This window comes from Aquitalea denitrificans, from assembly GCF_009856625.1.
GTDB lineage: Bacteria > Pseudomonadota > Gammaproteobacteria > Burkholderiales > Chromobacteriaceae > Aquitalea > Aquitalea denitrificans.
Genome location: NZ_CP047241.1, coordinates 45,025 through 66,764, shown reverse-complemented (window position 1 = coordinate 66,764; position 21,740 = coordinate 45,025). Strand labels below are relative to the sequence as shown.

Below are 21,740 nucleotides of genomic sequence, written 5' to 3'. Positions count from 1 at the left end.
ATCCTTACCAGCAAAGGCTCGCCGCCGTGTAGTGCCATTCGGGTTTTACACCTGCAACAAACTGGCAAAAGGAGCAGGGTCTTCTGTCAGCATCACATGCAGCAGTGTGGCCGAGAAGGTTGTCACCCCGCGTGCACCCAGTGCCTGCAAGGCGGTGGCATCCACCAGGCTGGCATCGGCCACCTCCACCCGCAGACGGCTGCCGGCCACCACATCCACTCGTTTTACATTAGCCTGTCCGCCCAGAGCCTGCTGCCAGGCAGCACGCTGCCCATCCGAGGCAACCGGGCGCTGCGCACGCACGACAGGCTGCGGGACGGCTGCTGCCGGTGCGCTGTCAGTCGCCCCTTCGCCTTGCAGCAAGGCAGTGCGGATTTCATCGGAGATCAGGTCTGCTTCTGGTCCCAACACAACCTGCACGCTGCCAGCAGCCGGCTTGATCAGCCCGCGCGACCCCAGCGCCTTGAGCGCTGCTTCATCCACCTTGTCATTGTCCGCCACCTGCAGACGCAGACGGGTGGTGCAGGCATCCACCGACTTGAGATTGGCCACCCCGCCCAGCGCCAGAATGAAACCGCGGGCACGGGCCGAACCTTCCACAGCCACCACGACTACCTGTTGCACCGCTTCACGACCCATGGTCTGCAAATCGAATTTACGGATGAAGAAGCTGAACAGGCTGTAATACACCACGAAGTACAGCAGCCCCACCGGCAGCAACAGCAACGGCTTCTGGGCAATGCCGAAATTGAGCAGATAATCGAACAGACCCGCAGAAAAGCCAAAGCCCAGATGCACACCCAGTGCGTACATCAAGGCCATGGCAATACCGGTCAGCACGGCATGGATGGCATACAGCACGGGGGCAAGAAACATGAAGGCAAACTCGACCGGCTCGGTCACCCCGGTCAGGAAGGCGGTCAGCGCCATGGAAAACAGCACCCCGCCGACTGCCGCCTTGTTTTCCGGCTTGGCTGCCCGATACATCGCCAGGCAGGCGGCAGGCAGGCCAAACATCATTACCGGGAAAAAGCCGCTCATGAACATGCCGGCACTTCTATCCCCGGCAAAGAAGCGGGTGAGGTCGCCATGCACCAGCTTGCCTGCCGCGTCAGTGTAATCACCCACCTGGAACCACACCATGGTATTGAGAATGTGGTGCAAGCCCGTCACGATCAGCAGGCGATTGAGCACACCGTAAATGAACAGGCCAATTTCGCCAACGCCGATCAGCCACTTGCCCACCGCATCGATGCCGTTTTGTACTGGGGGCCAAGCCAGGCCCAGCAGCACGCCCAGCAGCAACATGGCAAAACCAGTGGCAATCGGCACAAAGCGTCGCCCGCCAAAAAACGCCAGATAGGTAGGGAGCTTGATGTCTTTGTAGCGGTTGTACAGCACACCGGCGATGAGGCCGGACAAAATCCCCGCCAGTACCCCCATATTGATGGCAAACGGTTTGCCCTCTGCGTCCAGATGCACCAGAGGCTTGAACACCGCATAGGCCAGCAGGGTATCCGGCATCACCTTCAGTACGGCCGTCAGCACCATGTAGCCGATGGCACCCGCCAGGCCCGCAGCGCCGTTGTTGTCGCGGGCAAAGCCCACCGCCACGCCAATGGCGAAAATCAGTGCCAGATTGCCGAAGATGGCATCCCCGGCCTGCGCCATCACCTTGATGTTCAACAGATCCGGCTGCCCCAAGCGCAATAGCAGGCCGGCAACCGGCAATACCGCGATCGGCAGCATCAATGCCCGGCCCAGTTGCTGGATACCGGCAAAATTGTTCTGTGTACTCACCTCAACGCCTCCTGTGGTTATCGGATAGCCAGCGGCCATCCCTTTTTGCCCACCTGTCGACCTTTCCGGCCAACAAACGGGATATATCGCAATCAATCAGCCAGATAGTGTGGGCCGGTCGGACCGGTCAGGGCGGCACCACGGTCACGGCAGGATGAACCATGCCGCTAGCAATGGCAGGGAAGGCAGCATGTGCCGCCAAGAACATGTCAGCAGACACAGACAGGTATTGATGGATGTGAGACATCCGGGCTTCTCCTGTTCGGGCCAGGAGTGGCCAATGTGATGGCCAGGCTCCCGGGACTCAGGCCATGCCGGATGCACCGTGCCAGGATGTGGCACAGGCAGCATCATGCACGGCAGCAGGCCGTATGGGGTTGACTGATGGCCGCCAGACAGTGGCCATGGGCAGTTCAGACTTCAATGCGTACGGGTGACCTTGGACAGATGGCGCGGGGTATCCGGGTTGAGGCCACGTGCTTCCGACAGCTGCGCTGCCATCAGATAAAAGCTCTGGATGGCCAGCAGCGGGTCCAGTGCTTCGTCAGCAGCCACGCTCAACGTCAGGTCGCGGCTGGCAACGTCATCCGGTGCCGCCAGCAACACCCGGGCACCACGGCCACGCATTTCCTCGGCCAGGGCAATCAGGCCCTGTTGCTCCGGTCCACGCGGCGCAAATACCAGCAGCGGGTAGCCTTCATCGATCAGGGCCATCGGGCCATGTTTGATTTCAGCGCCTGAGAACGCCTCGGCCTGGATGGCGCAAGTTTCCTTGAACTTGAGTGCGGCTTCCAACGCCACGGCAAAACCGAGACCACGCCCCACTACCATGATGCGTTCTGCGGCAGCAAGAACCGGGATGGCAGCCGACCAGTCCTGTCGGCAAGCCAACTGCAACTGGCCTGGCAGTTGATCCAGTGCCTGCAACAAGGATGCATCGCCCTGCCAGTGCGCCACCAACCGCGCCACAGCAGACAGCGAGGCGATATAGCTCTTGGTGGCGGCTACGCTCTTTTCCTCACCGGCACACAGCGGCAGCGACCACTCGCACGCTGCCGCCAGCGGAGATTCGTGCTTGTTGACCAGGGCCACGGTGCGTGCCCCGGCCTCGGCCAGACGGCTCATGGTGTCGATCAGGTCCGGACTCTGCCCGGACTGGGACAGGGCTACCGCCAACTGGCCCTTTACCGCCAGCGGCGCGTGATGCAGGGTCACCAGCGACATCGGCAGTGACACCACCGGCACGCCCAGCCTCTGCATGGCGAGGTAAGCAAAGTAATTGGCCGCATGGTCCGAGCTGCCACGCGCCACGGTCAGTGCCAGCGTAGGCGGCGCAGTGGCCAGCTCGCGGCCCAGTACGGCCAGGCCCTCATCGGCATACATGTGTTGGGCAGCCACGGCATCGGCCGCGGACAGGGCTTCTTCATACATCAGAGACGACAAGGTGTTCTCCCTCCAGATAGACATCCAGCAAATTCAGCGCCTCATCCAGCACCAGCACATCCGCCCAGGCTCCCGGCTGCAGCCGGCCACGGTCGGCATGGCCCAGATAATCGGCCGGATACAAGGACAGCCGGTGCGAAGCCTCGGCCAGCGACAAGCCGATGGACACCAGATTGCGCAATGCCTGATCCATGGTCAGCGTGCTGCCTGCCAGCGTGCCGTCAGCCAGACGCACCCCACCCAGGCATTTGTGTACGGTGTGCGAGCCCAGCTTGTACTCACCATCCGGCATGCCGGCTGCTGCGGTGGAGTCGGTAACGCAATACAGCCTGGGGATGGCACGCAGCGCGGTGCGAATGGCACCGGGATGCACATGCAGCAGATCGGGAATCAGTTCGGCATATTCGGCATGCGCCAGCGCCGCCCCCACCATGCCCGGCTCGCGGTGATGCAGGCCGGTCATGGCATTGAACAGATGGGTAAAACCTGCCGCACCCTGTTGCAGCGCCTGCACACCGTCTTCGTAACTGCCCAGGGTATGGCCGATCTGCACCCGGATGCCGGCATCGCTCAAGGCACGGATAATGTCCATGTGACCGGGGATTTCCGGTGCCAGTGTCAGCAGGGCAATCGGGGCCAGCTGACGCAGCTTTTCAATCTGCGACAATACCGCCTGGCAGGCATCGTCCGGCTGCGCCCCCAGCTTGCCCGGGTTGATGTACGGGCCTTCCAGATGCACGCCCAGCAAACGGGCACTGCCACGAGCACGCTGGCGGCATGACGGCCCCAGCGCAGCCAGCACGCTTTCAATTTCCTCCATCGGTGCGGTCATGGTAGTGGCCAGCATGGAGGTAGTGCCGTGGCGAGCATGCAACTGTGCCACGGCTTCGGCAGCCAGGCCGCCTTGCATGATGTCCACCCCGCCACCGCCATGTACATGCAGGTCGATGAAGCCAGGCAGGATATAGCGCGCTGCCGCGCGGCCTGTTGGCAAGCAGTCCTTGATAGCAGCAATGCGGCCATCCTTGCCCAGTTCCAGCATGCCGTCCCGCCAGCCATCGGCAGTCAGGATGCGGCCCTGCAGTACATGTGGTGTCGTCATCGTCTCAGTTCGGCTACAAAATCGTAATAATCGTTACGGCAATAAGTGTCGGTCAGCTCTATTGCCTGATTGTCGGCATTGAAGCCAATGCGGGTGATCAGCAACATGGCCTCGCCCTGACGGATGCCGGCCAGTGCTGCGATCTCCGCCGAAGCATTCACGGCACGGATATGCTGCAGCGCTCGTACCACCGACTGCCCGGCACTATCCAGATAGGCGTACAGCGAGTTACCCACTTTATGCGGCTCAGGCAAAACGGCCACTGGCAAAGTGGTCATCTCGATCGCCATCACTACGCCATCGGCCAGCCGTTGCCGCTTCAGCCGTGCCACCTGAGAGGTGGGCGACAGCCCCAGCTTGATCACCTCATCATTGCTGGGCGGATGAATACCCCGCTCCAGCCATACCGACGACGGCTCAAAGCCGCGCTGGCGTAATTGTTCGGTAAATCCCACCAGCCGGGACAAGGGCTGTTCCAGCCGCGGTGTGATGAAGGTGCCGGAACCATGGCGACGGCGAATCAGCCCCTGCTCCAGCAATACATCCATCGCCTTGCGCGCTGTCACCCGCGAAATGCCCAGTTCTTCGGAAAAAGTGCGCTCGGACGGCAGGGCTTCATCAGCCTGCCACCAGCCGGCATTGATGGCCTCCGCCAGTTTGCGGGCAAGCTGCAAATACAGCGGTGTGGTGGACTCCCCTTCCGGCTTGAGTGCGCTCCAACGGTTTTCCATAAGCGGTCTGCAACTGGTCTGATTGATAACAGGCCGAATATCGCATTCCTGGCCCGGCAAGACCAGCATCTGTCATGCTGCGAAAAGTTAATACCACTCAAATACCACGTCAATACCAATTATTGAAAATCAAGCAGAAGTGACAGCACGCACGCTGAGCTTGCTCATGCTGTAGCAGCATGATTTGCGGGCGGTTCAAGACAGACGGGATGGGATTTGTAGTGGAAATACCTGACAAACTGGTATTTAAGTGGTCATATTGCATGACTAAAACGTGAACAGCCTAGAAAAAAGGTCATCACACTCAGGCAGTGCATGACTCCCGGAGGAAAGCTGCCACCCTGCCGCCAGTCTGTTCCAGGCCAGACCGGGCAGTGTGGCCAGAAAACCACAGCAGCTCGTACCACAATGCAACAGGGGCCATTAGCGGCCCCTGAGAAACAGCATTACACCTGCAGCGAAGGTGGTTTACCTGCGCCAGCTGATCAGCACAACACCAGAGAGAATGATGACCATGGCCAGGATTTCCTGCGGCCCGACATGCTCGCCCAGCAACAGAACACCCAGCAATACTGCGATGATGGGATTAACGTAGGCATAGCTGGTAGCCGCGGCTGGCGATACCGTTTTCAGCAGATGCAGATAGGCACTGTAGGCCACCATGGAGCCAAAAACCGACAGATAGGCGATTGCCGCCCAACCCTGCCAGGCCGGCATGGCTGCCAGATGCTCGCCGGTTACGACACTGCCCAGCAGCAAGGCCAGGCCGCCAAAAATCATCATCCAGGCACTACCCATCGGGCCCTTGGGTTGAACGATCACCCGGCTCCAGGCCGACCCCAGCGCCCAGCCAGCCGAGGCAAACAGCAGCCAGAATGCGCCCATGGGGCTGGTACGCAGATTGGAACCCAGGTTCAGCACCACAATGCCCAGCATACCCAGCGCAATACCCGCCCATTCGCGGCCACGCGCGCGCAGACCAAAACAGAAGCGGCCAAACAGCACGGTGAACAAGGGCACCGTGGCCACCACCAGCGCAGCCACTCCGGAAGACACCTGTTTTTCGGCCAGAGTGACAAAACCATTGCCGATGGCCGGCATCAGCACACCCAGAATGGCGGCACCGCACAATTCCTGCCGACAGGGCAGGCGATGGCCACGTAGCAGCAGGAAAGCCAGCATTACACTGCCGGCAAACAGAAAGCGCAGGCCGGCCATCATGAACGGTGGCCAGGATTCGATGCCGATACGGATAAAGAAATAGGTGGAACCCCAGATTACATACAGGGCAAAAAAGGCTGACAGGGTCAGCAAGGATAGCGAAGCGGGGCGGGCAGACATGGCGGACTCGGGGATACTGGCCGCATACCTTGCCTTCGGCCAATAAAAAACTCAAGCACGTGCAGGGAAAGCTCTGTTCTATCACCAGAACAATCCCGACACGGCCAGACCAGCGCTAGCGGGTAGCCAGCCGCTGCAGAATGTTGGAGAACTCTTCCATATAGGTATCGAAACGCGTGGCCAGCCGGTCCACATCGGTAGCAAAGCGGTTATACGCCACCACGGCGGGGATGGCGGCAAACAAACCTATTGCCGTTGCCACCAGCGCTTCGGCAATACCCGGAGCAACGGTGGACAAAGTAGCCTGCCCCACATTACCCAGCCCGATGAAGGCATGCATGATGCCCCATACCGTGCCAAACAAGCCAATGTAGGGACTGACCGAGCCAACGGTTGCCAGGAAGGAAGTATGGCTATCCAGCGTATCCAGCTCGCGCTGGGCGGCAGCGCGCATGGCGCGGCGCGAACCGTCCATGATGTCCGACAACTCAGCTCCGGTACGGCCACGCAGCTTGAGAAATTCGGCAAAACCGGACTGGAAGATGCGCTCCATACCCACGCTGTCATTACGACGGTTGGCGTCTTCATACAGGCGGTTCAGGTCGGCACCGCTCCAGAAATTGCGTTCGAACTCGTCGCTGTGGCGACGCGCGGCACGCAAAACGGCAATCTTGTTGAAAATCAGCGCCCACGACAGCACCGACACCAAGGCCAGGCCTGCCATGACCAGCTGCACCACCAGGCTGGCATTCATCACCAGGCTGAAAATGGAAATCTGCTGCACGATGTTTCCTTGTCTGCTTAATACGGCCTAACGCAATACGCGGCCAGTTGTGAAATCGATGATGGTGGAAGGCTTCCTGCGCTTGCCAATGCAGCCGGGCAGCGTCAGTACGGTCTGGCCAAAGGCCTTGCGACAGGCGGCTGCCGTCTTTAACGCACGCTGGCCCGCCCGGTTGGCAGAAGTGGACACCAGCGCACTGCCCAGCGCGCGGCACAGCGCAGCGGCTTCGCCGTGGGCGGTGATACGCACCGCAATTTTGTCGTGCCGGCCACGCAGAGCCGGTGGCACCTTGTGCGAAGCGGGCAGCAAAAAGGTATAGGGACCGGGCCAGTAACTGGCAAGTTCCGCCCACTGTACCGCAGTAAGCGGCCTTACCAGATGGCGGATCTGCGCAATATTGGCCGCAATCACGATCAAGCCCTTGTGATTTGGCCTTGCCTTGACCGCCAGCACCCGGCGAATGGCCCGTACATCCGTTGGCAGACAGCCCAGGCCGAAACAGGACTCAGTAGAATAAGCGATCACACCCCCTCGGCGCAGGTGGGCACGTGCCTGCATCAGCAAACCGGCCTTGGGCAGGCGGCCAGGAAAGTGGAGCAAAGAGGAAGACGACATGCAGATGGGCAGGCATAAAAAACGGAAGCTGCCATTGTAGCGGCAGCGTCCACCATGATGAAACCGTGATCTGCGCTGGTTTCACTCTTTCTGGTTAAGATATTTGGCGTTGATGCGCGCCAGCGTGCCATCGCGCTGCATGCCACGCAGCAATTCGTTCAGCTGCTGCACCTGGGCATCAGGCATGGCCGGATTGCAAGCCAAGTACAGCAAGGTAGTATTGAAGGTAAGCACCGGCTTGAGCTGGCTGACTTTCTCCCGCGCCAGCAGCGAGGCTCCCAGATACTTGCCGGTGGCCCAGAAATCGATACGCCCTGCCAGCAGTTTTTTCACATTAAGCTGATCGGTATTGGCCAGATCGACATCAAAACCACGGTCGATCAGATACTGCGATACCGCATCGCCACTGTAGCCCCCTATCTTGAACGGCCTGGTTTCCTCCAGCGACAGCACCGCATGCCGGTTGTCCGCCCGCGCATACAGCACCCAAGGGTTCTCCACCAGCGGGCCTATCCACTTGAACTGGTGCTCGCGGGCATCGGTACGGGTAGTGGAATACAGACAGGTATTGGCCTCCAACACGGTAAGGTTGAAGGCACGAATCCACGGCAACAGCTCGATGGCATAGCTGCTGCCCGCACGTTTGAGCAGCTCCTGCACAATTTCGGTGGACAAACCACTGATGTGACCGCCCGGCCCGGTCATATTGAACGGCGGATAGTCTTCGGTCAGCATCCGCAGCGGCGGGGCAGCATGGACGGCAAAACTGGAGGCCAGCAGCAAGCTGGCCAGGCGGAAACGGCAGGTCATGGCAGGTGCTCCCCTCAGCAGCTCACGATCCAAGTCTAGTCAGGGCATTGCAACCCTGCCACGTCAGCTTGTTTACCAAGGGGAGCGGACCGCGGATGCCAGGCAGTGCAGCGCCAGCCCGGCATAGGCTGCCGCATCTGCCGCAGCCAATAGCATAAGCGCAGCCAGCCACAGCGCATCTGTCGCCGCAAGCGGCACTGACAGTGAGTCAGGCATAGTCTAGTCAGCACAGACATATAGCTCTCCTGCAACTTCAAATCAGCAATGCAACGATAGCCCTCCGTGCAACAAGATCCTGCAGAAATACATGGCTCCAGCATTAAAACCGCATAAAAAAACAGCACCCTGGGGTGCTGTTTTTTTATCGGCAACACAACGCTGCCCGATCACTTATGCCGGTTAATCGCCTTGCTGCCGATATCGCGGCGCAGCTGGCTGCCATCAAAATGGATGGCATCCGCCACCGCATAGGCTTTTTGCTGCGCCATCTTCACGCTGTCGCCCAGGCCTACCGCGCACAGCACGCGGCCGCCATTGCTGACCACCTGCTTGTTGTCGTTGAACGCCGTGCCGGCATGGAACACCATGCTGTCCTCGGTTTCAGCCGGCAGGCCGGTGATGACGTCACCCTTGCGCGGGGCATCCGGGTAGCCGGCAGCAGCCAGCACCACGCCCAGCGCCACGCGGCGGTCCCATTCGGCTTCTACCTGATCCAGCTTGCCGTTGACACCGGCTTCCAGCAGCACGGTGAAGTCGGACTTCAGACGCGCCATGATGGGCTGGGTTTCCGGGTCGCCAAAGCGGCAGTTGAATTCGATGGTGAACGGGTTGCCGTCGTGGTCGATCATCAGGCCGGCATACAGGAAGCCGGTATAGCTGTGGCCATCCTTCTTCATGCCCTGCACGGTGGGCAGGATGATTTCGCGCATCACGCGGTTATGCACCTGCGGAGTAACCACCGGAGCCGGGCTGTACGCGCCCATGCCGCCGGTATTGGGGCCCAGGTCATCATCCAGCAGACGCTTGTGATCCTGACTGGTGGCCATCGGCAGCACATGATCGCCATCCACCATCACGATGAAGCTGGCCTCTTCGCCTTGCAGGAAGTCTTCGATCACCACGCGCGCACCGGCGCTGCCCATCTTGTTGCCCACCAGCATGTCGTCGATGGCCGCATGGGCTTCGTCCAGCGTCAGTGCCACCACCACGCCCTTGCCCGCAGCCAGGCCATCGGCCTTGATCACGATGGGCGCGCCCTTGCCAGCCACATAGGCATGGGCTTCAGCCGCATCGGTAAAGGTCTGGTAGCCCGCCGTTGGAATGCCATGGCGCTGCATGAAGGCCTTGGCGAAATCCTTGGAGCTTTCCAGCTGGGCACAGAACTGGGTGGGGCCGAAGATCTTCAGCCCGGCAGCACGAAAGGCATCCACCACACCGGCAGCCAGCGGGGCTTCCGGGCCGACCACGGTCAGCTGGATGTCTTCACGACGGGCAAATTCAACCAGCGCCTCGTTGCCGCTCAGCTCGACATTGGTGAGATTGGGGTCCAGCGCGGTGCCGGCATTGCCCGGTGCCACATATACCTTGGAGACGCGATTGGACTTGGCAATACGCCACGCCAGTGCGTGTTCGCGGCCACCGGAACCGATTACCAACACTTTCATCTTGCGAGATCCTTCATCGTTAGCGGCAGCAGATGGCTGCCGGCATGGAGCAGCAGGCCCTGTCGGGCTGCGCTCAGAATTGTACATTCAGGCTGGCGGGAAACGCATAGATTCCGCTGCCTGCATCGGGAAGCAACTGCGCGTGCTGGCTGATTTTCCTGCCGTCGATCAACCCCTGCCATTGCACATCCAGCGGATAAAAACGCGCGTCAGGGCTTGCCACGGGCCGCCACTGCCAGCGCGCTTGCACGTCGGTCACCGCCGGGCAGCCATCGCCGCCGGCATCACCACACACGCCCTTGTTGTCGGCCTGTTCGGTCAGATGCCCCATGCTGCGGATATCCGTAGCGGTGGCGTGGAAAAACTCCACCGTGCTGGCGGTATAGCCTTGCTGCAGATAGCTGCTGTGCAAGGTCCAGCCCCATTCATGCGGGCCCAGCTGTACCACGCGCGCGCTGGCCGCCATGCCGTTGGTGCCCATTTCCAGCTGCTTTTCCGTTTGCAGCACATACTGGCCGTTCTGCAACACAAACAGCAGCAGGCGGCTGATGCCGGAGGCGGCAAAGCTGTCCATGCCCTCGCCGGCCGAATCTGCCGTGTCCGCCACAAAGCTGGTCAGCAACAGCTGACGGCCCTGGCCGTCCCGGGCCAGTTGCAAGGGCCCGAATGCACCGACAAACGGGCCAGCACTATTGCTGGCCTTGGCGTCCAGCTTCCACTGGCCCGGTTTGGAGCCGGTCTGCATGTTCTGCGTGCTGCGGTACACCGCCAGCGCCTGCTCGGCCAGCCGGTTAAGGTCGGGCGCCTGGGCAAGCGGGGCCGGAGCCGGTGTCGGGGCCGGCTGTTCCAGCCAGTACACCGTGGCAGCCACGCCGAATATCAGCACAATCAGCAGCATGATTCTGGTGGTCTTGTTCACGGCTTCTCCGGCGGGCGGCAAAGCAACAGGGGTGCGGCCTCCCCGGCGCAACTTGCGCGGGGAGGCGGTATGCGCTTAGTGGCGGAAATGACGAACGCCGGTCAGCACCATGGCAATGCCGTGCTCGTCGGCAGCGGCGAATACTTCTTCGTCACGCATGGAGCCACCCGGCTGGATGATGGCCTTGATGCCCTGCTCGGCAATCACGTCGATACCGTCGCGGAAGGGGAAGAAGGCATCGCTGGAGGCCACTGCGCCTTGCAGGCTCAGACCAGCATCCTGTGCCTTGCGGGCGGCGATGCGGGTGGAATCCACACGGCTCATCTGGCCGGCACCGATACCAGCGGTCTGGCCGTTATTGCAGAACACGATGGCGTTGGACTTGACGAACTTGGCCACGCGCCAGGCGAACAGCAGATCGGACATTTCCTGTGGGGTGGGTTGACGCTTGGTCACCACGCGCAGTTCGTCCAGCGCCACATTGCGGATGTCCGGAGTCTGTACCAGCACACCGCCGCCCACGCGCTTCAGTTCGAAGCGGTTGGCACCGGTTTCCAGCGGAATTTCCAGTACGCGCACGTTTTTCTTGGCGGCGATGATGGCCTTGGCTTCTTCGGTGAAGGACGGGGCAATCAGCACTTCCAGGAACTGGCCGGTCACGGCTTCCACGGTTTCGGCATCCACCGGACGGTTGAAGGCGATGATGCCGCCAAAGGCGCTGGTGGTGTCGGTGGCAAAGGCCAGCTTGTAGGCGCTCAGGGTGTCACCGGCCACGGCCACGCCGCAGGGGTTGGCATGCTTGACGATGACGCAGGCGGTCGCATCGAAAGTCTTGACCGCTTCCCAGGCAGCGTCGGCGTCAGCGATGTTGTTATAGGACAGTTCCTTGCCCTGCAGCTGGCGGTAAGCGGAGATAGTGCCGGCTGCCGGGTCCAGGTCGCGGTAGAAGGCGGCGGACTGATGCGGGTTTTCGCCGTAGCGCATGTCCTGCACCTTGACGAACTGGGCGTTCAGGCGGTTCGGGAAAGCCACGCGTTCCGGCTTGCCGCTCACCACGCCATCGGCCAGGCTGGTCAGGTAGTTGGAGATGGCACCGTCGTAAGCGGCGGTGTGGGTGAAAGCCTTCTTGGCCAGTTCGAAGCGGGTGGTCTTGGCCAGCTTGCCGTCATTGGCCTTCAGTTCGGCAGTCAGTGCAGCGTAGTCGGCAGCGTCGGTGACGATGGCAACGTGGGCCCAGTTCTTGGCGGCGGAGCGAACCATGGTGGGGCCGCCGATGTCGATGTTTTCGATGGCGTCTTCCAGCACACAGTCCGGGTTGGCGATGGTGGCTTCAAACGGGTAGAGGTTCACGCATACCAGGTCGATGTTGCCGATATCGTATTCGGCCATCTTGGCCACGTGCTCCGGCAGGTCGCGACGGCCCAGAATGCCACCGTGCACCTTGGGATGCAGGGTTTTCACACGGCCATCCAGCATTTCCGGGAAACCGGTGTAGTCGGACACTTCGGTCACCGGCACACCATTGTCAGCCAGCAATTTGGCGGTACCGCCGGTCGACAGGATATGCACGCCCAGTGCGGCCAGTTCCTGTGCAAATTCCAGAACACCGGTCTTGTCGGATACGCTGATCAGCGCGCGTTCGATTTTGGTCATGTTTCTCTACCACCTTGGCTAATGAATGAAAAAGCTGTTTTTACTGTGGCCTGATGCCCGCATCAGGCCGTATCCGGTTTGCCCTGCCTTGCCGGCAGGCACAAAAAAACCGGCCATCCTGTGTGGGGTATGGCCGGTTTATCTTCATATCAAATCATACGACTTCATTTTTTTACGCAGGGTGTTGCGATTGAGCCCGAGCAGCTCTGCCGCCCGGGTCTGGTTACCCTGCGTGTGGGTGAGCACCACCTCGATCAGGGGTTTTTCCACACAGGCCAGCACCATATCGTAGATGGAGGCAGGTATTTCGCCGTCCAGATCACGGAAGTATTGTTCCATCGCCAGCCGCACCGACTGGGAAATATGTTCGTTGTTTTGCATGTTTATTGTTCTGTCTTCAACATATGGTGTGAACGCTGCGTACTGCACTGTAGCCCGCTCCCGGGTGTCCTGCTGCTGCCTGCCGGTCAAGCCGACACCGTCTCTTCTGCCAGCTCGTCCAGGTATTCCAGGTGTTCCGACTGCCCAGCCAACTGATCGAAATAGCCTGCCACCGCCAGGCGCTGGCTGCCGGTTTCTTCCAGCTGGTACATGGTCTGGCGGAATTCATTGGAGCCCCTCAGCCCCCTGGTGTACCAGGCAATGTGTTTGCGGGCGATGCGGCAGCCGGAATACTCGCCGTAAAACCCGTACAAATCATCCAGATGCTCCAGCAACAGCTGGCGGATTTCCGTCACCGTGGGTGGCGGCAAGCATTCACCCGTCTCCAGGTAATGCTGCATTTCGCGGAAAATCCACGGCCGCCCCTGTGCCGCCCGGCCTATCATCACCGCATCGGCACCGGTGTACTGCAACACCTGCTGCGCCTTTTGCGGGGTGTCGATGTCACCGTTGGCAATCAGCGGAATGCCGATGCTGGCCTTGACCGCACGGATGGTGTCGTATTCGGCATCACCGCGATACATGTCTTCCCGGGTGCGGCCATGCAGCGCCAGCGCCGCGATGCCGCAGTCTTCGGCCAGCCGGGCGATGCGCAAGGCATTGCGATGCTCGGGACTCCAGCCGGTACGGGTTTTCAGCGTCACCGGCACATCCACCGCCTTGACCACCGCGTCCAGAATGCGCCCCACCAGTGCTTCATCGCGCAGCAAGGCGGAACCGGCCGCCACATTACATACCTTCTTGGCCGGACATCCCATGTTGATGTCGATGATCTGCGCACCCTGCTCCACATTGATGCGTGCGGCCTCCGCCATCTGCTGCGGGTCCGAACCGGCAATCTGCACCGAAATCGGCTCCACTTCGCCGGCATGATCGGCCCGACGCAAGGTCTTGGCCGTGGCCCACAGCGACTTGTTGGAGGTAATCATTTCCGATACGGCCATGGCCGCGCCCATTTTCTTGCACAGCATGCGAAACGGCCTGTCCGTCACGCCGGCCATGGGGGCGACGATCAGCCGGTTTTTCAGGGTGTAAGGGCCTATGCGCATCGGAGTTTTCTGCGGTCAAACAAGCAAAAGGGCGGCCATTGTAATGCTTTTTTTTTGAGCAGTAAAAATCTTTTTGCTTATTTTTTGAGCAAAATCGATAGCCAGAAGAAATGGTACTGACGGGTACTGCGAGAAGGGGTGGGGATTGGAAGTCAGCCGATAAGCCGGGTTCTGTCGTTGGACAGTCATTCCTCTAGTACTGCCGTTACCGACAGTCTCAAGCAACCTACCCGGGGACAACGCGAGCCACGTTAACGCCCCCCTATTTGGTCTTGCTCCTGATGGGGTTTAGCCTGCCGTCCGTGTTGCCACGTCCGCGGTGCGCTCTTACCGCACCTTTTCACCCTTACCTGTGCTGACAAGTCAGCCATCGGCGGTTCAGCTCTCTGTTCCACTTTCCGTCGCCTCACGGCGCCCGGCCGTTAGCCGGCATCATGCTCTGCGGAGCCCGGACTTTCCTCCCCGCCACTGCTTGCGCAGCAGCGCGGCGACTGTCTGTCTGACTTCCAACCAGCGATTTTACCTGAAGCAGATCAAAGTTGTGGCACTTTTTACTAGTGCCCAGATAGTATTCATTTATACTGAGCAGCTATTTATGTGGAATATATTTATCAATGGAGAGAAACCAGGCCAGGCTGTCGCGCTTGCAGCTGCTTGGCACCCTGCTCATCATTTTCCTGCTGGCTATCACACTGGCGGCCTATTTCCTGCTGACCAGCTGGAAAGACTTCCACGCGCGCCAGCAGCAAGTGGAAGGCGATGCCTATAGGCATGCGCAGGAATATCTCCAATCCTCCGGCGACCATACCGCACAGACCCTGCTGGCCTTGCGCGCCCATGCCACCGACACCCTAAAGCAGCAACTCAAGGAACAGGTGGATCAGGCCTATCATGTGGCCGATGGCATCTGGCAGCAGGAGCACGCACGCCTGCCGCCGGCACGGGTACAGGCTTTGATCATCGAGGCGCTGCGACCCCTGCGTTTTTTTGATGGCCGCGGTTATTTCTTTATTGACACCATGAGTGGCCGCTGCGTCTTGCTACCAACCGCACCCAAGCTGGAAGGCAGCTCGCTGCTGGAAAACCGGGATGATCAAGGCCGCTACATCATGAAGACGCTGATCACTGCGGTCAGCACACCCGAACAACAAGGTTATGCCAGTTACCGCTGGTACTTGCCCGCCAGCCGGATGATGGCCGACAAGATTGCCTATTCGCGACAATTTGCGCCTTATGGCTGGCTGATCGGCAGTGGCGAATACATTGCCAATGTAGAAGCCTCGCTGCAACAGCGCGCCCTTGCCCTGCTTGCCAGTATGCAACTGGACAAGGATAACGATGACCTGATGGTCATCGACAGCCAGGGCGTGCTGCAACTGTTTCCGGCCAATCCGGCCCTGCAGGGCCGCCACTACCTGGCGCTGACCCCTGCACTGCGCAAGCGGGTGCTGGAGGCCATGCAATTGGGGCGGCAGGGTGGCTTTATGGAATACAGCATTCCTGCTGGCAAAAACGGTGCACCGGTCAGCCACCTGGCCTATGCCCGCCGGCTACCTGGCTGGGACTGGACCCTGGTCAACGCCATGCACATCCAGTCCATCCGCGACAGCAGCATACAAGCCAGTACCGCGCTGGAAGGACAATTGCTGGGCCGTATCAAGGCCACACTGCTGATGACCCTGCTGGCCATGGCCAGTGCCGGCCTGCTGTCCTGGTTCTTTGTACGCTGGATGAACGCACTGGTGGCCCGCTACCAGCTTGACCTGCGCCGCAGCCATGCGGAGCTGGAATCCAGCACACGCGAATTGAAGCTCAGCCATTTCATGATTGACCATGCGACAGATCTGGTCGCCCTGCAAACTGCAGACGGCGTACTGGTTTACGCCAACCGCGCCGCCCAGGATTGCATGGGGCAGGACGAGACGTTGCGCAGCCAACTGTCGCAACAACTGTTTTCACATGCAGGCCAGGTGCTGCCACATACTTTTGAAACCCGGCTGCAATGTCGGCAGGGGCATATGCATCTGGAAGTGACCCTGACCGGGCTGGACTACCAGGGTGTACGTTATCTGTGCGCCACCGCGCGGGACATCAGCCAGCGTCATCATGCCGCCCGCCAGCAACGCCTGGCAGCCAAGGTGTTCGAATCCAGCAATGAAGCCATCCTGATTACCAATGCCGATAACCGCATTCTGGCGGTAAACCGGGCCTTTACCCAGATTACCGGCTTCACCGAGCAGGATGTGCTGGGACAGTCGCCCGCAATGCTGGCTTCCGGCCAGCACGATGCCGACTTCTACCGGCGCATGTGGGCTTGCCTGGAAGAACGCGGGCAATGGTCTGGCGAAATCTGGAACCGCCGCAAAAATGGTGAGGCCTTCCCCGAGTGGCTCAATATCAGCGTGCTGACTGACGAGCACGGACAGATCACCCACCATGTTGCCTTCTTTACCGATATTTCCGAGCGTAAAGAACACGAAGCCCGTATCCAGCATCTGGCCGAATACGATGCCCTGACCGACCTGCCGAACCGCATTCTGATCAATGACCGCCTGCAGCAAGCCATCCGCCTGGCTGAACGCCAATCCGGCCAGCTGGCCGTGCTGTTTGTCGATCTGGATCACTTCAAGAACATCAACGACACCCTGGGCCACAACACCGGTGATGCGTTGCTCAAGCAGGTGGCTGGCCGGCTATGCAGCGCCGTACGGGAGCTGGACACCGTAGGCCGCACCGGTGGCGACGAATTTGTGCTGATCCTCCCGGCCATCGGCCAACCTGATGAAGCCGCGCAAGTTGCCGAACGTATCCTGCGCGCCATGCAACTGCCATTTGACATGAATGGCACCTCGCTGGTTGTCAGCTGCAGCATCGGCATCAGTCTGTTGCCGGATGATGGCCAGGATATTCAGACCCTGCTGATGAATGCCGATCTGGCCATGTACCATGCCAAAACCCATGGCCGGAACACCTTCCGCTTTTACACGCGGGAAATGAACACCCAGGTTGCCGACCGGCTGCAACTGGAAAACCGGCTGCGCAATGCACTGGAACAAGAGGAGCTGTTCCTATTGTTCCAGCCACAATACGACATCAACAGCAATGCCCTGATCGGTTGTGAAGTACTGTTGCGCTGGCAAGACCCGCAGGAAGGCCTGATCATGCCGTCCCGCTTTATTCCGATTGCCGAAGACAGCGGTCTGATTGTTCCACTGGGACGCTGGGTGCTGCGCGAAGCCTGCATGCAGATGGCCCGCTGGCGTCAGCAAGGTCTGTGGCTACCCAAGGTTGCCGTGAATGTCTCGGCACGTCAGCTGGCGCGCATGGATTTCATCGATGATGTCAGTGCAGCATTGCAGGAAAGCGGCCTGCCCGGCCATTGCCTGGAAATCGAAGTCACTGAAAGCACACTGATGGAAGATGCCGACCTGGCTGCTCGCCAACTGGCTATCATCAAGGCGATGGGAGTGAGGCTGTCAGTGGACGACTTTGGTACCGGCTATTCCAGCCTGGCCTATCTCAAACGCTTCGCCCCGGACACCATCAAGATCGACCGCTCCTTCGTGTGCGAGCTACCCGGCGACAGCGAGGATGCCGCCATTGTTTCCGCCATCATCCATCTGGCCCGGGCGCTGGGGATGAGCACCTTGGCCGAAGGTGTGGAAACCGAGGCCCAGCATCACTATTTGCGCGAGCTCGGTTGCGGTGGCATTCAGGGTTATCTGCTGGGCAGACCACAGACTGCGGACAGCCTGGCGTCCCAGCTAGACGAAGCTATCCTGTGACACCCCGGCCGACGCCACGCTTTCGGCTTGCCCGGGGCGCGGGATCAGCAAGGAACAGCCACCAGCCAGTACCACGATGCCAAGGCCAAGCAACATGCCATCAGATGGACTACCCCGCAGCGACTGTACTGCCGGCAGCAAGGCAAAACTGAGGCCGGCACCCAGATTGAAAGCGCCTGCGTTAAGGCCCGGCAACAGTCCCGGGCTACCCGCGGGTGACAGCACAACACCCAGACCATTGAGCATGATGTTGGCGGTACCGGCATAAGCCACACCGGCCAGCACCGTGGCAGCCATCATCCACCCCAGACTGGACAAGCCCTGTGTCAGCATCAGGACAATCGCCAGCAGGCTGCCTGCCAGCCCCAGCCGCAACACCCGACCATATCCCCAGCGCGGTGCCAGTTGGCCGGCCAACGGCCCCACCAACCATCCCACCAACGCATAAGGGGTGAGCAACAGCCAGGCTGCCCGTTCTGCTGACAGACCAAAGCCGCCAACAGTCTGTTGGGCATGTGCCATCACCAGTCCGTTAATGATGGCGAACACACCAGTCATCGTCAGCACCGTAGTCAGCAGCAAGGGCCAGATGCAGCGCTGCCGCAGCAGGGACAAGGCAAGCAGCGGATGGCTGCTGCGCTGTTCGGTATACAGAAACAGGCCCAGTCCCAGCATTCCCACCGCGGCCATGCCTGCGCTGAGCAGCCAGTCGGCATCACGGCCTGCGGCGGCAAGGTGCAGTGCCCATAACAGACTGCCCAGCGATAACACCAGCCAGCCCACACCGTACCAATCCATGCGTGCCTGCGGAGACGGTCTGGACTCCGGAGCAAGCCAGGCAACCAGCACACACGCCAGTACAGCAAGCAGTGCAATGCACCAGAACACCGCCCGGAAACCAAAGACGGTTGCCAGCCAGCCACCGGCAATCGCGTCGATACCTGCAATGCCGCCGTTGACTGCGGTAATTACCCCCATCAGCAGGCCATAACGCTGTGGGTCGTCCACCTCGTGATACAGCATCAACAGACAGACCGGCACCACCGGCCCGGACACGCCCTGTATCAGCCGCGCCAACTGCAGCACGGCCACCGACGGTGCCATGGCAGCCAGCACGCTGCCGGCCAGCATCACCAGCAACATGCCCAGCAACACCCGCTTGCGCCCCACCATGTCGCCCAGGCGGGGCAGAAACAGCGAAAACAGGGCTGCTGCCGTAAAGAATGCCGTCTGCGACATGCCCACCGCTGCAGCGCTGGCCTGTAGCTCTCCAGCCATTGTCACCAGTACCGGACTGAGCATGCTGGCATTGAGCTGAAAGGCTATGCAGGCTGCCAGCAGTGCCGTCATCAGGCTGGCAAGACCGGGTTGACTGGCACGACTCATGCCTGCCCCTCCCCGATAACGCGCAAAGCGTCTTCAATCATCTGCCAGAAATAGCGGTGATCCAGTTGCACCGCCACCTGGGTATGGCAGTCCTCTGCGGGTGGTTGACGGAAGTCGGCAACCGTCATCCCCAGCGTCAGGGCACCGTGCAGCTCCACATCCAGTGCCACCTTGCGTACCATCATTACCTGCGGGTCTATCACATAAGCCACAGCGCAGGGGTCATGTACCGGCGGGGCGGCAAAGCCCTGTTCGCGGCGGTAGCTGTCTGCGAAATACAGCAGCAATTCCTCGACAAAGCGAGCCGGGCGGCTTCCCATTGCAGCAAGGCGCGCCTGCACCTCGGGGGTGGCAAGCGCCTGATGGGTTAGGTCCAGCCCCACCATGGTCAGCGGCCAGGGGGTATTGAACACGATATGCGCGGCTTCCGGGTCGATCTTGATATTGAACTCGGCCACGGCACTCCAGTTTCCCGTGTGATAGCCACCACCCATCAACACCACCTCGCGCACCCGGCTGACAATGCGCGGCTCCTTGCGCACCGCCAGCGCAATATTGGTGAGCGCACCGGTTGGCACCAGGGTGATATCACCTGGAGGGTGCGCCATGATCAGTTCAATGATCAGGTCCACCGCATGCCGGGAGTCGGCCTGCCGCGTGGGAGGCGGCAGCACCGGGCCGTCCATACCGCTGTCACCATGAATGGAAGGCGCTATTTCGCGTGGCCGCACCAACGGACGGTCACACCCGGCGGCAATCGGCACCTTGATACCGGCGATATCGGCCACCGCCAGTGCATTGCGGGTAACCTTTTCCAGTGTCTGGTTACCGGCCACCGTGGTGATGGCCAACAGTTCGATGGCCGGGCTGCCATGTGCCAGCAACATGGCGATGGCATCATCGTGACCCGGATCGCAATCAAGAATTATTTTTTTGGCCATGGGACATCCCTGCGTTCAGGAAGGGAAAAGCTGGAAGCGATTGCTCCGGTGCAATTAAAGAGGTTCAGACGGTGGCATCGGCAGATGCACTGCCCGTTGCCAGCCAGTACTCCACCAGCCGAACCCAGAAGCTGGCTGCCAGTGGCAGGGCCTCGTCGTTGAAGTCGTATCCGGGGTTATGCACCATGCAGCCACCAGCGCCATCTCCATTGCCGACAATGAAATAACAACCCGGCACCTGCTCCAGCCAGTAGGCAAAATCTTCGCTGCCGGTAAGGGCATCCATGTCTTCCTGCACATTACCGGGCCCCAGAAATTCACGGGCCAGCAAGCTGGCCTGACGGGTGATGACATCATCGTTGATCAGCACCGGATAGCCATGTTCGAAAGTGATCTCTGCCGTGGCACCATAGGCAGCAGCATGTTGTTCGGCCAGTTGGCGGATACGCAGGTGCAGCAGCTCACGGATTTCCGGGCGGAGCGCCCTGACCGTGAGCCGTAACTCCGCCATGGAGGGAATCACGTTGGCCGCTTCACCGGCCTGAATGGCCCCCACGGTCAGCACTGCAGTTTCCTGCGGCGGCACATTGCGCGACACGATGGTCTGCAGGGCCATCACCAGCGAGGCCGCCACCACGACAGGGTCGATGGCCTGTTGCGGCATGGCACCATGGCCGCCGGTTCCATGCAGGCGAATGGTGATGGTATCGGTGGACGCCATGAAGGCTCCGGCACGAAAACCCAGCTGACCCAGAGGAATGCCTGGCATGTTGTGCAGGGCAAAAATGGCATCGCAGGGAAAGCGCTGGAACAAGCCCTCGTCCAGCATGCGCTTGGCACCGGAACCGCCATGCCCCTCCTCCGCAGGCTGAAAGAACAGGTGCAGCGTGCCAGCAAAGCGGCGCGTACGTGCCAGTTCACAAGCAGCAGCCAGCAAGATGGCGGTATGCCCGTCATGGCCACAGGCATGCATCTTGCCGTCAATCTGGCTGGCCCACGCCCGGCCGCTTGTCTCCTGAATGGGCAGGGCATCCATATCGGCCCGTAAACCGATGCTTGGCCCCTTGCCACACTGCAGGCTGGCTACCACGCCGGTGCCGCCGATGCCCGTGCAAACCTGATAGCCCCAGGCCTGCAGTCTTTCCCGGATCAGCCGGCTGGTATTGAATTCTTCGAAACCCAGTTCGGGATGTGCATGCAGCTGGCGACGCAAGGCGATCATTTCGTCGGCAATGTTCTGGATGCCTGGCAAGATGGGACTAAACATGATGGGGTC

At 60.4% G+C, this 21,740-nt stretch carries 17 protein-coding genes and 1 other RNA gene; 1 reads left to right on the top strand and 17 read right to left on the bottom strand.

Annotated features, from left to right (window positions below):
* Nucleotides 1–45: 45 nt before the first annotated feature.
* From nagE to rnpB, 14 genes are all read right to left on the bottom strand, one after another.
* Nucleotides 46–1,800 (bottom strand): N-acetylglucosamine-specific PTS transporter subunit IIBC, encoded by a 1,755-nt coding sequence (gene nagE / locus GSR16_RS00315; protein ID WP_240902563.1) that lies wholly within the window; start codon nt 1,798–1,800, stop codon nt 46–48.
* Between the two features lie 420 nt (nt 1,801–2,220).
* On the bottom strand, nt 2,221–3,243 hold the full coding sequence (locus GSR16_RS00310) for an SIS domain-containing protein (protein ID WP_240902562.1): 1,023 nt from the start codon (nt 3,241–3,243) through the stop codon (nt 2,221–2,223).
* Nucleotides 3,224–4,345 carry an N-acetylglucosamine-6-phosphate deacetylase gene (gene nagA, locus GSR16_RS00305; protein WP_159874611.1) on the bottom strand — a complete coding sequence of 374 codons (1,122 nt, stop codon included), beginning with the start codon at nt 4,343–4,345 and terminating at the stop codon, nt 3,224–3,226. Before nagA ends, GSR16_RS00310 begins: the two co-directional genes overlap by 20 nt.
* Complete coding sequence (locus GSR16_RS00300; protein WP_159874610.1) at nt 4,342–5,076, bottom strand: GntR family transcriptional regulator; 735 nt, start codon at nt 5,074–5,076, stop codon at nt 4,342–4,344. Before GSR16_RS00300 ends, nagA begins: the two co-directional genes overlap by 4 nt.
* A gap of 468 nt (nt 5,077–5,544) precedes the next feature.
* Nucleotides 5,545–6,417, bottom strand: a complete 873-nt coding sequence (yedA, locus tag GSR16_RS00295; protein WP_159874609.1) for a drug/metabolite exporter YedA — start codon at nt 6,415–6,417, stop codon at nt 5,545–5,547.
* Nucleotides 6,418–6,532: 115 nt separating this feature from the next.
* Nucleotides 6,533–7,201 (bottom strand): protein TolQ, encoded by a 669-nt coding sequence (tolQ, locus tag GSR16_RS00290; RefSeq protein WP_159874608.1) that lies wholly within the window; start codon nt 7,199–7,201, stop codon nt 6,533–6,535.
* A 27-nt stretch (nt 7,202–7,228) separates the two neighbouring features.
* Nucleotides 7,229–7,816 (bottom strand): L-threonylcarbamoyladenylate synthase type 1 TsaC, encoded by a 588-nt coding sequence (gene tsaC, locus GSR16_RS00285; RefSeq protein WP_205677474.1) that lies wholly within the window; start codon nt 7,814–7,816, stop codon nt 7,229–7,231.
* Between the two features lie 81 nt (nt 7,817–7,897).
* A complete protein-coding gene (locus tag GSR16_RS00280; protein ID WP_159874607.1) occupies nt 7,898–8,626 on the bottom strand; it encodes a substrate-binding periplasmic protein in 729 nt (242 codons plus the stop codon).
* A 386-nt stretch (nt 8,627–9,012) separates the two neighbouring features.
* A complete protein-coding gene (gene purD, locus GSR16_RS00275; protein ID WP_159874606.1) occupies nt 9,013–10,290 on the bottom strand; it encodes a phosphoribosylamine--glycine ligase in 1,278 nt (425 codons plus the stop codon).
* Nucleotides 10,291–10,363: 73 nt separating this feature from the next.
* Entirely contained in the window at nt 10,364–11,209 is an 846-nt protein-coding gene (locus tag GSR16_RS00270; RefSeq protein ID WP_159874605.1) for a hypothetical protein, read from the bottom strand.
* Between the two features lie 75 nt (nt 11,210–11,284).
* On the bottom strand, nt 11,285–12,862 hold the full coding sequence (gene purH, locus GSR16_RS00265; RefSeq protein WP_159874604.1) for a bifunctional phosphoribosylaminoimidazolecarboxamide formyltransferase/IMP cyclohydrolase: 1,578 nt from the start codon (nt 12,860–12,862) through the stop codon (nt 11,285–11,287).
* Between the two features lie 144 nt (nt 12,863–13,006).
* Entirely contained in the window at nt 13,007–13,243 is a 237-nt protein-coding gene (locus tag GSR16_RS00260) for a helix-turn-helix domain-containing protein (protein WP_045845804.1), read from the bottom strand.
* A gap of 86 nt (nt 13,244–13,329) precedes the next feature.
* On the bottom strand, nt 13,330–14,352 hold the full coding sequence (gene dusB / locus GSR16_RS00255) for a tRNA dihydrouridine synthase DusB (RefSeq protein WP_159874603.1): 1,023 nt from the start codon (nt 14,350–14,352) through the stop codon (nt 13,330–13,332).
* Nucleotides 14,353–14,496: 144 nt separating this feature from the next.
* An RNA gene (rnpB, locus tag GSR16_RS00250) (RNase P RNA component class A) lies at nt 14,497–14,859 on the bottom strand.
* A gap of 107 nt (nt 14,860–14,966) precedes the next feature.
* Between rnpB and GSR16_RS00245 the strand changes: the two genes are divergently transcribed.
* Nucleotides 14,967–18,137 (top strand): bifunctional diguanylate cyclase/phosphodiesterase, encoded by a 3,171-nt coding sequence (locus GSR16_RS00245; protein WP_159874602.1) that lies wholly within the window; start codon nt 14,967–14,969, stop codon nt 18,135–18,137.
* Here GSR16_RS00245 and uriT read toward each other — a convergent pair.
* From uriT to GSR16_RS00230, 3 genes are all read right to left on the bottom strand, one after another.
* Nucleotides 18,117–19,523, bottom strand: a complete 1,407-nt coding sequence (uriT, locus tag GSR16_RS00240; protein WP_159874601.1) for a uridine transporter UriT — start codon at nt 19,521–19,523, stop codon at nt 18,117–18,119. The two genes, GSR16_RS00245 and uriT, sit on opposite strands and share 21 nt — an antisense overlap.
* Nucleotides 19,520–20,464: a uridine-preferring nucleoside hydrolase UriH gene (gene uriH, locus GSR16_RS00235; protein WP_159874600.1), complete on the bottom strand. Its 945-nt coding sequence runs from the start codon at nt 20,462–20,464 to the stop codon at nt 19,520–19,522. Before uriH ends, uriT begins: the two co-directional genes overlap by 4 nt.
* 64 nt (nt 20,465–20,528) lie before the next feature.
* The gene (locus GSR16_RS00230) at nt 20,529–21,731 is read right to left on the bottom strand and encodes a M20 aminoacylase family protein (protein ID WP_159874599.1); all 1,203 of its coding nucleotides are present in this window, start codon (nt 21,729–21,731) and stop codon (nt 20,529–20,531) included.
* Nucleotides 21,732–21,740: the final 9 nt, after the last annotated feature.

Excerpts from the sequence above, each read along its gene's own strand:
- nagA (WP_159874611.1), bottom strand. The coding sequence starts at position 4,345 with ATGACGACACCACATGTACTGCAGGGCCGCATCCTGACTGCCGATGGC.
- GSR16_RS00300 (WP_159874610.1), bottom strand. The coding sequence starts at position 5,076 with ATGGAAAACCGTTGGAGCGCACTCAAGCCGGAAGGGGAGTCCACCACA.
- yedA (WP_159874609.1), bottom strand. The coding sequence starts at position 6,417 with ATGTCTGCCCGCCCCGCTTCGCTATCCTTGCTGACCCTGTCAGCCTTT.
- tsaC (WP_205677474.1), bottom strand. The coding sequence starts at position 7,816 with ATGTCGTCTTCCTCTTTGCTCCACTTTCCTGGCCGCCTGCCCAAGGCC.
- GSR16_RS00280 (WP_159874607.1), bottom strand. The coding sequence starts at position 8,626 with ATGACCTGCCGTTTCCGCCTGGCCAGCTTGCTGCTGGCCTCCAGTTTT.
- purD (WP_159874606.1), bottom strand. The coding sequence starts at position 10,290 with ATGAAAGTGTTGGTAATCGGTTCCGGTGGCCGCGAACACGCACTGGCG.
- purH (WP_159874604.1), bottom strand. The coding sequence starts at position 12,862 with ATGACCAAAATCGAACGCGCGCTGATCAGCGTATCCGACAAGACCGGT.
- GSR16_RS00260 (WP_045845804.1), bottom strand. The coding sequence starts at position 13,243 with ATGCAAAACAACGAACATATTTCCCAGTCGGTGCGGCTGGCGATGGAA.
- dusB (WP_159874603.1), bottom strand. The coding sequence starts at position 14,352 with ATGCGCATAGGCCCTTACACCCTGAAAAACCGGCTGATCGTCGCCCCC.
- GSR16_RS00245 (WP_159874602.1), top strand. The coding sequence starts at position 14,967 with ATGGAGAGAAACCAGGCCAGGCTGTCGCGCTTGCAGCTGCTTGGCACC.
- uriT (WP_159874601.1), bottom strand. The coding sequence starts at position 19,523 with ATGAGTCGTGCCAGTCAACCCGGTCTTGCCAGCCTGATGACGGCACTG.
- uriH (WP_159874600.1), bottom strand. The coding sequence starts at position 20,464 with ATGGCCAAAAAAATAATTCTTGATTGCGATCCGGGTCACGATGATGCC.
- GSR16_RS00230 (WP_159874599.1), bottom strand. The coding sequence starts at position 21,731 with ATGTTTAGTCCCATCTTGCCAGGCATCCAGAACATTGCCGACGAAATG.